9 protein-coding genes are annotated in these 14702 nt (G+C 43.8%); 8 read left to right on the plus strand and 1 reads right to left on the minus strand.

Annotated elements, in window-relative coordinates; translation table 11 throughout:
- Positions 1 to 101 precede the first annotated feature (101 nt).
- Positions 102 to 3197 (minus strand): error-prone DNA polymerase, encoded by a 3096-nt coding sequence (locus H5715_RS02430; protein WP_075186135.1) that lies wholly within the window; start codon positions 3195 to 3197, stop codon positions 102 to 104.
- 1318 nt (positions 3198 to 4515) lie between these two features.
- On the opposite strand from H5715_RS02430, the gene H5715_RS02435 reads away from it, so the two are divergent.
- The 8 genes from H5715_RS02435 to H5715_RS02470 all read left to right on the plus strand — a co-directional run bounded on the left by H5715_RS02435 (position 4516) and on the right by H5715_RS02470 (position 14403).
- Entirely contained in the window at positions 4516 to 5370 is an 855-nt protein-coding gene (locus H5715_RS02435) for a hypothetical protein (protein ID WP_139309802.1), read from the plus strand.
- 144 nt (positions 5371 to 5514) lie between these two features.
- On the plus strand, positions 5515 to 5958 hold the full coding sequence (locus H5715_RS02440) for a hypothetical protein (RefSeq protein ID WP_075186133.1): 444 nt from the start codon (positions 5515 to 5517) through the stop codon (positions 5956 to 5958).
- Positions 5959 to 6490: 532 nt separating this feature from the next.
- Positions 6491 to 6961, plus strand: coding sequence for a hypothetical protein (locus tag H5715_RS02445; RefSeq protein WP_075186653.1), 471 nt, complete (start codon positions 6491 to 6493; stop codon positions 6959 to 6961).
- A 173-nt stretch (positions 6962 to 7134) separates the two neighbouring features.
- Positions 7135 to 10959, plus strand: coding sequence for a hypothetical protein (locus H5715_RS02450; RefSeq protein ID WP_221892331.1), 3825 nt, complete (start codon positions 7135 to 7137; stop codon positions 10957 to 10959).
- Positions 10960 to 11089: 130 nt separating this feature from the next.
- A complete protein-coding gene (locus H5715_RS02455) occupies positions 11090 to 11962 on the plus strand; it encodes a hypothetical protein (RefSeq protein ID WP_075186129.1) in 873 nt (290 codons plus the stop codon).
- Between the two features lie 2 nt (positions 11963 to 11964).
- Entirely contained in the window at positions 11965 to 12426 is a 462-nt protein-coding gene (locus H5715_RS02460) for a hypothetical protein (protein WP_075186128.1), read from the plus strand.
- Between the two features lie 676 nt (positions 12427 to 13102).
- The gene (locus H5715_RS02465; protein WP_075186127.1) at positions 13103 to 13582 is read left to right on the plus strand and encodes a hypothetical protein; all 480 of its coding nucleotides are present in this window, start codon (positions 13103 to 13105) and stop codon (positions 13580 to 13582) included.
- An 86-nt stretch (positions 13583 to 13668) separates the two neighbouring features.
- Complete coding sequence (locus H5715_RS02470) at positions 13669 to 14403, plus strand: hypothetical protein (RefSeq protein WP_139309801.1); 735 nt, start codon at positions 13669 to 13671, stop codon at positions 14401 to 14403.
- Positions 14404 to 14702: the final 299 nt, after the last annotated feature.

Consider the following 14702-nt stretch of genomic DNA (forward strand, 5'->3'; position numbering starts at 1 on the left):
GGCTATCTTAGCAAGGGCTCCGGGGGTAGGGCCAGAATCGGGTTCCACCTTTGTCTGGGAGAAAACGCAATACCTGGGCAAGGTCTGGCTCCGTGATCGTGTTAATGAAAATCCCGCGAGGTGAGTTTTAAATCAGTTAAGCGCTCAGAATAATCGACCAGTTGTCCCGCGACGACGTGGATCACCGGGTGGCCCTTGCCCAGTTCGCTGATTTCCAATCGACCTTTGATCAAAAGCAGTTTGCTGGTAAGCAGCGCTTTACGAAAATTTTCCTGAGTGTTTTTCCATACCACCACATTAATATTGCCAGTTTCATCTTCCAGCGTTAAAAACAAGGTGCCTTTGGCCGTGCCCGGCCTTTGCCTGCCAGTGACTAAACCCGCTACTTGAACAAAGCGGCCGTTACTAATGTTGTGCAATTGGTTTTGTCTTTTACAGCGATTAAAAGGAGATGTCTCACGCAATAATGCCATGGGATGAATTCGCAGGCTGAGGCCGGTTGTTTGGTAATCCTGGCTGAGATCTTTTTCAATAGGGGGAGCAGATGTGAATAACGTTTCCTGTGAGTTTTTTGCGGAGGCTTCCAGCAGCGGTGAATGCGGCTCTATGGCGGCAGCTTGCCAGTGGGCCTGATGGCGGTTACCGGCAAGTGAATGGAGCGCATCGGCAGCGGCTAGCAGCTGCAAATCGACCCGGCTTAGCTGGCTGCGACGAGCTAACTCTTCCAGCGAGCAAAAAGGGGTACTTCCCCGGCTGCAGGCAATGCTTTTGGCTTTTTCTGAATCCAGCGATTGTATACGGCAAAAACCCAGGCGGATTGCCCAGGGGGATGCCTTTTGGTTACTGGCTTCCAGAGTGTTCTCGTATTCGCTGTGGTTAATATTAATCGGTAGTACAGAAACCTTATGCCGCCGGGCATCCTGTACTAATTGTGAGGGGGAATAAAATCCCATTGGCTGACTATTTAACAGGGCGCAATAAAAAGCTGCCGGGTGATGACATTTTAGCCACGATGAGGCATAGCATAAAAGCGCAAAACTGGCGGAGTGTGATTCGGGAAAACCATAGCCGCCAAAACCTTTAATTTGTTCGAATAGACGCTGGGCAAACTCTAGTGGGTAACCATTATTAAGCAGACCTTGAATAAATTTTTCTTCAAACTGCAGCAGGTTGCCATTTTTCCCCCAGCTGGCCATGGCTCTGCGCAGATTATCGGCTTCGCCACCACTGAATCCCGCAGCGACCATCGCTAAACGTATGGCCTGTTCTTGAAAAATGGGTACACCTAAGGTGGATTTAAGAACGGCTTCAATCTCCGGGCTTTGATAGCTAACAGGCTCCAGGCCGTCGCGCCTGCGCAGGTATGGATGCACCATATCGCCTTGAATTGGGCCGGGACGAACAATGGCAATTTCAATCACCAGATCGTAAAAATTTCGGGGACGTAAACGTGGCAGCATGGACATTTGTGCGCGCGATTCAATTTGAAAAACGCCGATACTGTCCGCAGCGCAAAGCATATCGTAGGTATCTGGATCTTCGCGGGGAATGTCGGCCAGGGTTTTAATGACTGGGTTATACCGGTGTACAGTTTCCAATGATTTTTTCAGCGCGGTGAGCATCCCAAGCGCCAGAATATCCACCTTTAACAAGCCCATGGATTCAAGGTCGTCTTTATCCCACTGAATGATCGTGCGCTCCGGCATACTGGCATTTTCCAAGGGTACAAGATCACTAATTTTCCCCTGCGTAATCACAAAGCCACCCACATGCTGAGACAGGTGGCGGGGAAACCCGAGAATCTCTTCCACCAGAGAGAAAAACTGTTGCAGTATTTTTTGTTGCGATTGTAAACCCGCCGCTTCTATGCGTTGAATTAAATCGCCGGTTCTATCCCACCAGGCCAGAGATTTTGCGAGATGATCAACGAGAGCGGGCTCCAGCCCCAGCGCCTTGCCGACATCGCGAATGGCACTGCGGGAGCGATAGCTGATAACCGTCGCCGCCAAGGCCGCCCGCTGGCGAGTGTATTTCCGGTAAATATACTGAATCACTTCCTCCCGTCTTTGATGCTCGAAATCGACATCAATATCCGGTGGTTCGTTGCGCTCCCTAGAAATAAATCGCTCGAATAAAACATTAATTTGTCCCGGCGCAATTTCGGTAATAAATAGGCAGTAACAGACCACCGAATTGGCTGCCGAGCCGCGCCCCTGGCAGAGAATGTTTTGCGAGCGGGCAAAGCGAACAATATCGTGTACGGTTAAAAAGTAATATTCGTAGTGAAGTTCTTCAATCAGCGCCAGTTCTTTTTGCAGAATGGCTTCGGCAAATTCCGGCACACCCTGGGGCCAGCGCTGTTGCTTGCCGTGTGCCACCAATGTGATCAAATGATCGATGGGCTTGGTGTGGCTGGGCACCAGCTCTTGTGGATACTGGTAGCGCAGCTCGTCCAGAGAAAAAACACATTGCTCTGCAATAACGTGAGTTTGGTCAATCAGTTCTGCTGGGTAGAGGGCGTAATACGCTTCAATGGGTTTTAGGCAGGCTTCGGCATTGCTACCCGCTCGGGTTCCCAATTCCGACACGCTGGTAGTGTGGCGGATCGCCGTAAGTACATCCTGCAAAGGTTTGCGCTTGGCATCGTGCATCAGCGCCTGGTCGCAAGCGACCATGGGAATACGATATTTTTCGGCGAGCTGCTGCCAGTGTTCGAACTGCATAATCTCGCCACCACACAGCTGGTGACTTAACCCTAACCATAAACGCTGGTGAAAAGCCGCCTGCAGCGTTTTGGCGAAAAGGACATTGGCGCTTGCAGGGGAGGGTAGCCAGATGATTAGGCAGCTTTGCAGACGAAAGCGCAGGTCTTCCATATGGGCCTCGTACTCTCCTTTCGGTGCGCGGCGGCGAGCGAGAGTAATAAAACCGGAAAGCTCACTGTAAGCCTGCCGATGGGGAGCAATAGCAATAAGGTGGCAGCCGTTGGAAAGATGGAAGCGGCTGCCCACGATAAGCGGGATGCCAGCGTCTTTTGCGGCTATATGGGCTTTAACCGCGCCAGCCAGTGAGCATTCATCCGTAAGGGCGATAGCGCTATAGCCCAACTCTTTAGCGCGTGTCACATACTCATGGGGGTGAGAGGCGCCCTGGAGGAAGGAGTAGTTACTGGTGGTGTTGAGATGAGCATAAAACATAGGGGGTTCGATAGCTGTATTTATATACAGTATAGCGTAGTTGGGTCGCGGGAGGTGACAGCTGACAGAAATAAAGTTGCCGGGCTGAAGTGATGTATCGGCCCTAAAGGAACGGCGATTCTTACGGCAAGGCTCCTCAGAGCATTCTTCATATCGCCTGGGTCTTTTCCCTGCAGCAAAGAATGACGTAAATCTGTCCAAAAGGGTAGTTGGAAAAAAGTCGGCGCCGGATGTTGGACGAGCACGATTCTGAACTAGCAACTACCATCTTCGATCGATCAAGGACTCTGGTATGTGCCAATGCACCAGACACGCCAAGAGGAAACCTATAGTCATGATCCCCTATATTGAATCACCTAATACGTCGATATCTACACCCTTAAGTAAATGGCAGTGGCTAGAAGCTGTTAATAAAGCCATAAACGCTTTGAGCTACCCGGTGAATCTCATCCCACGGGAGTCAAAGTGCTGGTAGGAACGAACTACATTTAAAATACGGTGGTAGTTTGTTAAAAATCCGGTCACATATTGAATTAACGAGCGCATATGTCTTTCATACCGTTTTGGCGATGGAAATGCCGAAAGGAGTGTGTGTTAATTGAGCTGGCGCAACTACCAGCATAGGAGAACTTATATGCTGAAGCTAGAGTGAATAGAGCGTGCCTGTTGGTCACAGCAACATAAAAGGCAATCTATGCACTCAGGCCGTAAACGGGCCAAGCGGGCGCACGGGATAGCGAGCAGAATGTGAGCGGGCTTCGTAAATGTGAAAGGTAAAACCAGAGACTCTACTCTGATGCCTACCTTCGGTAATTGATAGTCTAGATGATAGCTCTACGGCTTTTCCCGTTTGTCTTCGATAAGCTTGCTATTGTTAACCTGGCCAAATACACAATAAAGCTGGCTCGCCTTCTAACTGCAGTTGGAGTGCAAAAGCCACAAAACTACTTGTAGCGATCCGCTATAAGCCGTGAGCGTAGGATTTACAGGGGTTTTGGGCGTACCCATTAAATAATGCACGCGTTGAAAGGCGGTATTTCGTCGTAGTTAATACGGCGTTTTACATTATAATAATATTGTTATGCCCCTAGGCCCAGAATCTCGGTAAAGGATGAATATTAATATCACGTACATTACGACCTGGACAAAGGACAGCGTTTTTCTTTACCCTCTCGTCCTCTCACTTTTTTCAGCCTTGATATTCTGGTTGGTGTTCTCCTTCGTGCCGAATCGCAGGAGGCATAGCAAGATTAGACCCTTGGTCGAGTTGGACATAATCAATGTTCGAAGTGAGTTGTTTGCTCTGTTCGATTGCATCATGAGAGAAAAGAATTTCTCACCATCAAATTTCCAATCTGAAATTCGATCGGGATTGCTCTCTGCTGAAGAAGTCGAGCTTGGCCTTCAGAATAAGTCACTTAATGAGCATTACTTGTACGACCCGGAGATCAGCACCCAAATGTTAGTTGTGGGGCGTGACATCTTCAAGCGCTCAGAGACTATAGATCGGTTGATAGATAAAGCACTAAACTTAAGTCAGTTCGTGAACGCGGATGAGATAATTCTACTTGAGCGAATCAGAGAAAACGTACGGCGATATGACTTTGGTGAGAAGGCGGTTGAGAAGCGTCCAGGCACCAAGATTGGTGGCAGTCAATACCTTCCAGTTATTCCGAACATCTCATACAGAAAGAACAACTTTTCAGAACTTTACTCGCTTTATTTAGAACTACAAAGACTCATTATTAAGCACTTTAGGTACATGGACAGGAATACTGCAATCCACAATGTTCAATATCTTTTCGGCGCAGGCAAGTACAAAGAGTGCATTGCATACGCTCGCGGATGTATTAAATTTGCACCGAACGACAAAATACTTATTTGGAACTACATTGCTAATTGTCTGTACAAAATAGGCCTGAAGAAATCAGCATATCGAAAGCTTTATTATATTTACAAAGACAGGCCCTACAATGGCAGCCTAGTTTCATCTCGGTCCGTCTTGGAGAATTTCGTCAATGACACCAAGGCTGTAGAAGTGCTTTTAAGAACCCATTCTGAAGATGAGTTTGAGCAGCTAAAAACAGTCCTGCAGCAAGAGCGATTGCAACGAGAATGTTTCCTGAAGAAAAATAGGCTGCTTTTCGAGTACTTTGAAAAAAAGAAAGGCTAAGGTTGGAAATTCCGCATAACAAAAATCTGCACCTGACAAATATTGCTACGCTCGATTTTGTGTATGTCGCGTAGCTCCATTTTACACAAAAACGCTCTCCGCAATATTTGCAGGTGAGCTTGGCGTTAGGGGCTAATTGAAATAATGGATAAGTTTTCTAAGGGCATAGAGCTAAAATTTAATTCGCGCTTCCCTGAATGGAAGAAATTTGGTCAACCTACTGATTATGAAGGGGTTACAATTTTTGAGGCAAAAATTCCGTGTCCAAATGGCGGGGAAGAAAATCTTCTGGTTGTGGATACATTTAACGAAGAAGTAACAGTTTCATTTGACGCCTATCACGCCCATTTTGACGACTTTGGTAATAGTGATGCATATGACGATGCTTTAGAGTTTATTCTCCAAATAACAAGTGAAGAGTGGGCGGTAGTGAGTTATTGGTTGGATGAACAATGGAATGGCTCATCACTAGTAAAGGTTTCGGATCTGCCCGATAGCAACTCTGAATATCCAGCTGCAAATAGGCTAAAAATTAAATCCTGGTGCGGAAATTTTGACAAAGAAATCACGTTTAAAATTAGTGGTTAACGGTGCCCTAACAAACAGCTCAAGCCGACCTCCACTGCGTTGCTCGTTTTGTGCTTTTCAGCTACGCTGGCACAAAACAATCAACTCCGTTTCAGCGGCTTAGCTGGGCGTTATAAGCGCTCGTATTTGGTTGTAAGGTTTTTTACGTTTTTCAATTGAGCGCAGAGGCGCCTGAGGGTTTCGTGGAACCACTTTTTGGGCTAAAAGGCCGCCTGTCGGCCGCCATAGTTTGAGATTAAGAGTGTTCGTTCCCGGTGCGGGTAATGCCAGCCAAACTAAATTGTTAAAGAACAACAATATAGTTTGGCTTAGTAAATAATTTGTTGGTGGTTGTTTGACTTCGTTTCAACCATCTTTGCGTGGGCTAAGTCAAAATATTGAAGCAGGCTCTTTGAGTAAGGCATTGTGGTCCTCACTAGCAGGTTCAGTGCGGTTCCGCTTATAACAAATTACTTAAACATCGTTCCGGCCGAAAAGACGGCCTCCACTGGACGCAGCAAGCTGCGCCGTTTAGCAAAACGTTAGGCAAAATATGAATTCAATCATCCTTAGAATCTGCGTGATATATTTTTTGACTGGTTTCCAGCTTGCCTTCGCAGGAGCAGACAAATTATGTGGTTATCTAGATGCATATCTAAAAACGATAGGTCCTGATAAGTCATCGACTATTGAGTTGCACACATCGTGGGGTTCAAATTTTATAGGGGAGTCGGAAGAGGCTTTCGCGGCTAAGAGATGCATTCGAGATGAATCTCCATTGGCAAAGAGCTTATGCAACTACTTAATGGAGAACTCATCTACCGAGTTCTCTGGAGTTAATTTCAAAAGGTTTTTGATGTGTCTATCGCCAAAAACGAAAATAGAAAGAGACGTGTCATTTGAAACGGCGTTTGTTTCGCTATCATGGGGTACGGATGAACGCGGCTCACTTATAGAGCTGTCCCTGAAAAATGATAAAAAAATTGGTGGTATGGTACTTAAATTGGAAGCGGAGGGTTATTAAGCCTATGCCTAACAATTTACTCCTGCTGACGTTTTGGTCTACGCTCCGTTTTGGGGTGGCTGCGCCACTTTACCCCAAAACCCCACTTCAACCAAAACGCAGCAGAGTAAGGCGTTATACGACCTTTCAGTTTTACAGATATTAATTGGCAGCATAGGGAATTGTAAAACCTAATGATATTTTTTGAGCTTGAGCCATCTGATATTTCTAATCTTAGTGATGCAAATCTAAGAGAAATGGTTGCTAGATTGTGTGAAGCGGAATTAATTAGCCAAGAGCTTCAGCCTTCTTGTGTTCTTTGGGGTGGTGCGCAAGAAGCTGCCGATGGTGGCCTTGATGTTCGAGTTATAGATGCAATCCCGTTATCAAATCCAGGCTTTGTAAGCCGTGATAATACTGGTTATCAAGTAAAGAAAAACAGCATGAGTAAAGCTGCCTGTAAAAAGGAAATGCTTGAAAAGGGAAAAGTTAAAGCTGTTATAGGCGATTTGTTAGCTAAAAAAGGCGCCTATGTAATTGTTAGTGGCAAGGATGATTGCTCGGATAAAATGCTGTCTGAACGTATTCTTGGTATGAAATCAGCCCTCGAAGATTTACCAAATAGTGATGATCTTCTCCTAGATTTTTATGGAAGAGATAGACTATGCGCATGGTTGAGGCAGTTTCCTGGCGTTGCCTTATGGGTTCGCTCTAGGCTAGGGAAGCCTCTAGCTGGCTGGCTACCTTTTGGGAAATGGACCGCTACCCCGGCAGATCAAGATGATGAGTTTTTATTGGACGAACATCCCTGCGTTATCGATTTAAATTCGCACCAAAAAACACCTATAGCGATTTCTGATGGAATCAGGCTTGTACGTGAAAGATTACTTAAAGCAGGTTCAGTGGTTCGAATAACCGGTCTTTCTGGAGTTGGAAAAACACGCTTTGCTCAAGCACTTTTTGAAGATGGTGTATGCGAAAAACCTTTGCCGGAAGCAAATGTAATTTATGCAGATCTTGGTGACGATCTATCCCCAACAGCATCTGAGCTTGTTTCATATTTAATAGCTAATGATTTTTCATGCTATGTGGTTCTGGATAATTGCCCGCCAGATGTTCATAGGAGACTGCAAAAGCAAGTATCATCAAATCAAGCTAAATTAAGTCTTCTTACTATCGAATATGACATTTCTGATGATCGCCCAGAAGAAACGGAAGTAATACATATTGAGCCCTCAAGTGAGCAGACTGTTTCCAAACTTATTCAAAAAAGGTTCTCATCTCTAGGACGAGTGAATGCCGATAAAGTTGCAGAGTTTTCTGGGGGGAATGCGCGCGTTGCTATTGCATTGGCTAGTCGAGTAGATTCAGATGAGACGTTAGCAATATTTTCTGATGAAGAGTTGTTTCAGAGGCTATTTAATCAAAGAAAAGGTGCAGCTGAAAGTTTACTTGAAAGTGCAGAGGTATTATCGCTAGTTTATTCCTTTAACGTAAGCACGCAAGAGTTCAACAATGAATTAAGCGCTCTTTCTAAAATTGGCGGGTTGGAGCGCAACAAGTTAAATCGTAACCATGCAGAGTTATTACGGAGACAGCTATCACAGCGGCGAGGAAACTGGAGAGCAGTTTTACCGCATGCGTTAGCTAATCGTCTTGCACGAAGAGCACTTCAAAACATCGGTCCTGACCAAATTAATGCCGAGTTGTTAAAGGGGGATAATTTACGTCTATTCAAATCATGCGCTCACCGATTAGGGTATCTACATGATTTTGAACCAGCTCGTCAACTCGCTTATACGTGGATGAAGGTTGATGGGCCATTTCACAACATTACAGTGTGTGATGCTGAGTTACTTACGGCTCTAACCCATATCGCGCCTGTTTTTCCAGATGTAGTTTTAGCTGCTATCGAAACTGCTTCGGAAATCCAAGGATTCTGCTCTCGAAATAATCAGAATTTCTCTATTTTTGTTCAACTACTTCGAAAGATTGCATACGATGATCAGTACTTTGATCGCGCAGCTGAGTTAATTCTTCGTTTTGCTGAAACAGAAAAATCTGGAGAAAATAACAATAGTATCACTAGTCAATTATCGAGCCTTTTTTCATTGTACCTCTCAGGTACACAGGCTACGTCTACACGAAGACATGCATTTGTAAAAAGAATGTTGGATTCCGGTGATGTGAGACAACTTGAGATTGTGCAGGATATTCTTGGCTCTGTTTTTCAGACTTCTCACTGGACCTCATTTGGAGGTTTTGATTTTGGTGCTCGAAGTAGGGACTATGGATGGGAGCCGAAAACAGCTAAAGAAGTATTGGATTGGTACGTAGGTTTTGCTGAATTATTAGTGCCACTTTTAGATTCTAATAATGAGCCCAGAGTGAACTGGGCAAAGGAGCTACTGGCAAACCATTTTAATGGTTTATGGACATACGCAGGTTGTTTTGACTTTCTTGACGGTATTGTTCGCAAATATGCTGTTGATGGTCAGTGGCCAGATATGTGGATATCTATTAAACGGACAATTCATTACAACGGAAAGAAGCACACTCCCGAATTATTGAAAAAAATTGAGGAGCTAGAAAGTTTAGCGGCACCGACTGATCCCTATTCTGAAATCGAAGCGTATGCATTGACTAACACATGGGACCACATAGAGGTGAGAAATGGGGATTTCACAGAAAATTCAGAAGAAATTCACCGTAAGATAGAAAAATTAGGGGAGTTAGCTGTATCCGAACCTGAGTATCTTGAAAAATTGGCACCAAGGCTTTGGAAGCAACATATCGATGCGCTTTGGCCATTCGGCAAGGGGTTGGCTAAAGGTTCATCCGATCAAAGATCAACCTTTGATACGCTGGTTCAGTTGATGCAAAAGCAAGAATTGCAATTAGTTCAAACCAACCTCTTTGGCGGCTTTATTGCTGGTGTTCATGCAGATAATCCTAGTTTGTCACGGATACTCCAAGAGTCTGTCTTGGTTGTACCTGAGTTAAAGCCGTATTTCGTTGATATTCTGTCTGCAACGCCGATAGCACCTTGGGGTACAAAAAGGCTCATAGAATTAGCGCTGGCTGGTGAACTGGAAGCTTGGCGCTTCCAACAGATAAGTTATGGTCGAGCTCATGAACCTATATGTGATGATGATTTATCAAAACTGCTTGGCGCAATTAATGATTTAGCTGATGGGATATTTGCAACCATTGAAATATTGAGCATGAGATTCTTTACTGATATGAGTAGCAACTATAGTCCTAGCAATGAGCTAAGATCAGTTGGTAGGCTTGCTATATTGAAACTTCTTTCAATGCACAGGGATGAAATAAGCAGGCGACAGTCTCATGGACTGGACCGAGTTATTGAAAAGTGTTTATCAGAAACCACAACGGAGAATGAAATTCGCGATATTGTTAGCTTGCTCTGCGACGGCGTAGAGACATATCGCCTATATGGCTTCGAATTAGAAAATATCATAGCCCATCTGGTAAAAACCTATCCTGAATATGTATTGGATAGAGTATTCATTGATAGTGAGAACAGCGAACAACTTACGTATTTGCTTTTTAAAGACAGGGTCAGTCGTAGTGGCTCTCCTTTAAATTTAGCTCCGATCGAGCGCGTGTTAGATTGGTGTAATGGAAATCAAGATAAGATCCGGAAAGTAGCAGGTTCTGTTTCAGCATATACGTCCTTAGACAAAGAATCACAGGCTCTAGACAATCCTAAGACAGTAGCTCTTAGTAAACATATCACATCACTTTTAGATGCCGCAGAGGATAAAGTCGCTATAGTTGAAACTATTTTCTCAAGGACCTTTCCTAGTGGGTGGTCAGGTTCACTTGCCGACATTCTTGAAGTCCGATCGAAGGCGTTTGCAGAGTTATTAAATCAAGACTCACCTGAGGTGCAAAAGATTGCAAAGGCTAAGCTTTCTCTTTTAGATAGGTCAGTTAGAGAGAATAGAGATCGCGAGTCGGACGAATACAACCAGCGAGAACAGCGATTTGAATAACCGTCCTGCTTGTGTTCGAGTATCGTATAACAAGGCGCTGCTGTCGGACAAATTTTCCGCTACGCTCCAAATTTGCCGCAGAGCGCGGCGTTATTTCTCATCACAATTTTAACCAATGGAGGGAAGCATAGTGCTTACTGAAAAGGAAAAGAAAGACCTACAACAAAAGATACACTCGAACACGCATGAAGTTTATGTAGTTTCATTTGAAGAAATGGATGCCATTATTAAATCCTCACCTAAAGGGCAAAAGGCAAGTGTCCAAGCAGCTTGGCAGAAAATTAAAGGTACGGCTGGAGTTGGAGCAAATTTCTACTCAGCGGGTACTGATGCTGTAGCCATGACTAAATTGATTGGTGACTTGGGAGGTGTTGGTGCAAGGGCGTACATTAAGAGCTATGGCGGCAAGCCTCATATCATCCTTAAAGGTCACGCAGGGTTGAGGACTGTGCTCACTGGCACCAAGTACGGAATTAAAAATCCTAAAGTGATTTCAATGGGTCTAGGAAAGGCTGGAGCTGTAGCAGCAGCCAAACAGGGTGGAATTCTCACAGTCGTTCTCCTATCTGCATATAGGGTTGCTGACTATTTCCTTACAGACCAAGCAACTTTAAGTCAATTGATCGGGACACTTGCAACCGATGTTGTAAAAGTAGGCATTGCTACTGGCGCTTCAATTTTGGTAGCTACGGCAGTTGGCGCAGCGACATTTGCAGTCGGGCCAATTATAGCGGTAGTGTTTGTTGGTGTAGGCGTGTCTATGCTTCTAGAGTATGCAGACAACCGCTTGGGGATTACAAATCGCGTAATAGCTGGTCTCGATGAGATGGGCGAGAATGCAGAGAGCTATATGGCACAGGAAAAGCAGCAGGCTATCAATTCTGCCGGGAAAGCAATTGGTGAAGTAATCGACTACGCAGTTGAGTCTGCACGAGCTATTACAGTTACGTGGGTCAGGAGAACGCTACGCGAATATCTCTCTCCATTCCCAAGAGTTAAATAAAAATGGAAACACGAGATCCCCCATCTTTACTCAATAAGGTAATCACGCCTCCTCTACTTTTGGTTGGGGGTGTATCCGCCGTTTTATGGTTCATTTACAGGGTAGCGTTTCTTTATAAAAATATATCAGAGTCAATGGTTGTTTTTGATAAAGGCTCTTACTATATGCTCGGCGTAGGTATTGGCCTGCTAACACTTGCTTTCGTAACTCTCAAAGAATTCTGGGGCGGGAATCCGATAACAAAGAAGCAGAATCACATACTCACAAAGCTTGCAATATCTGGGTTGGCTCTATTGTTTATAGTTCCTCATGCCGCACATTTTTTTGCTAACAAACATCTAGTAACGCACGGTTACTCCGTTTGCGAAGACGCATCACATCAATGGCTATTTGTTCGAGATATTGTATATATTCAACCTTCAATTGAGTGTAGTGCAGAATTGAAAAATGAAATAACAAAGTAATCAACCGGACTCCACAAAGCGTGGCTCGCTTCGCTCACTTTACCACGCTTTGTTCCGCTCGGTTATTACGGCGTTAGCAGTCAATACATATGAACTTTTTAGCAGGCACAATAGTTCGTTACGAAGAAGATGAAAATCTTGATCTCGACGAAGAGATATCGAAACTAGCTGAATAAATTGGATAGGATAACGTCCTCAAAAAAGCCTATATTACGTTGTCATCGTACAGAGTTATGGGGTTGTGGTATGGAGCTGCGAGAATTATTTATTTCGCCGCAGTAGATGGAAGAGTGCCATTCGGGTCAAGCCTATTTTATAATATTCAAATATAATTGATGTTAGGTTTCAGTCGATTTTATCCCGGTGCAAGACAATAAGGACACCATCTCCCCAAAAAGGCCAAAATATTGCCAGGGTGTTTTACAAAAATTCCTTTTGAGCAGTGAAAATTTAGGATTAGTAAGAATACATTGCAGTATGGGTAGGAGCAAGCGTGCGTGGCTGTCCGTCTCAATCACGATAAAAATTCGTTGCAATAGCTCATTTTTTTGAATTTTGTACAATATTTTTTCTTTTTCTAGGCATTGCCAACGAAATAGCTCAAAATTGTCTTAACGGGTATGTTTAATGTATTTTATCTATAACGCTATTGCATTAGGAGGATCATCGGTTGAATATGTATAAATATATTTTCATTATTACATTCGTACTCTTTATTCAGGCTTGCGCGACCAGTCATACAGGCACGACCAATCCAAGCGGCGCTGAGAAGGTAGCGCTTACTTCCATTTTGGAATCTGAAGGCATAGATGCTTTCAAGAAAACACTCCACCACATTGTTCAAGAACGAAGCCATAATACTAAGCAAATACAGCATTTTTTTGTAAGTAAATACCCAGAAGTTGATAACCAGACATATATGTTCTGGCAGGAAGAAAAACTGTTGTGGATCATGTATCTCGGCTCCGATGATGAGGATAGTTGGCTGGGTGTTCGTTATCCCAATAGTGGCCAGTTGATTGACCTTAGTACGAGCGTAGTAAACACGCAGGAAGAAGTAGGTGGTAGCAGTTATCTTGTTACAAAAGATTGGGCTTCAAAGCATATATTCGATGCCATTATCGATGGTGATGTAATAGTAATAAATAGGGAATAATATATGGACAGTTTACTTCGATAAGCGATCACAACACAGCGTTAAAAAATGTTGAAATTCCAAGCTCAGATAAAAAACGCGTTCATTTGTTTGGTGTAAAAGCTAGAACATCAGCAGATATAAAATTGACTCACGGAAAAAACATTGAAGTCGCGATAAAATCATCTCCATTTAATGGTCCTAAAGGGATATGGGTGATCGATATTAAAGGTATCGAGAATGGAGAAACCACACTGAAAGCGGAGCTTGATAGTAAGCCTGTAGCCAGTTTGGATATAAAGATATTTACAAAAATCAATATTTCATTGGATCTTGAGAATAATGAGCAAGGTATGCTTACCCGCTTATTTTTGGCCGAAAGTATTAATCCAGGTAATGGTTTGGTATATAACGAAGGCCAATCCAAAACATCTATGCTTTGGATGCGTAAAGTTATTGAAAATAGACTAGCCCATAAAACACCTAACATTTTTGGGGCTGTAAAACCTATTGGTCAGTCAAAGTATACAATTTACGATATTGTCAAAGCAAAAAACCAGTTTCATGGTTTCGAAAAGTACCCCGAAATTAACTCGTCTATTAAGCTTAATCTGACTAGTTTCTTAGTAATCGCTAATAATTATAATCATGCTAAACGCGAGCTTTACGCAAACTTTATAGAGAATGCAAAAAATGCTGCTTCTAAAAATGCTCTAACAGGTTTTATTGATACTAGTCCAAAAGGCTTGTATGGATGGAGAACAAAAGGATCAAGTGCGCCAGGAGGAGATTTTAAGAAGTATAAAGATTTTGCTGGTCAGACCTTCTATACATTGAAATAGTAATCTTAAGTGGGTGTCCGCAGTGGTACTTTTTATAAATAAAGCTTCTAACAAACAAAGGCATCTGACCCAAGCAAGCAGCGGCCTAAAAAGCAGGCCGTTAAGCGCTTGCTCGGCCAGCTGCTTTGGGCGTTAGAAGGCTCTGCCATTTACTTTAAATGTTGGGTGAGTTATTCACTTCGTAATGGCCCTTTTTTGGGTTTGGAGTAATAGCAAAGATTTACGTTGGGAGTAGGGTGTAAAAATAAACCGGCTATTCCTGCATTAGGCGCTGCAATCCTTTCTTTGGGCGCTGTATT

This window comes from Teredinibacter haidensis, from assembly GCF_014211975.1.
Lineage (GTDB): Bacteria > Pseudomonadota > Gammaproteobacteria > Pseudomonadales > Cellvibrionaceae > Teredinibacter > Teredinibacter haidensis.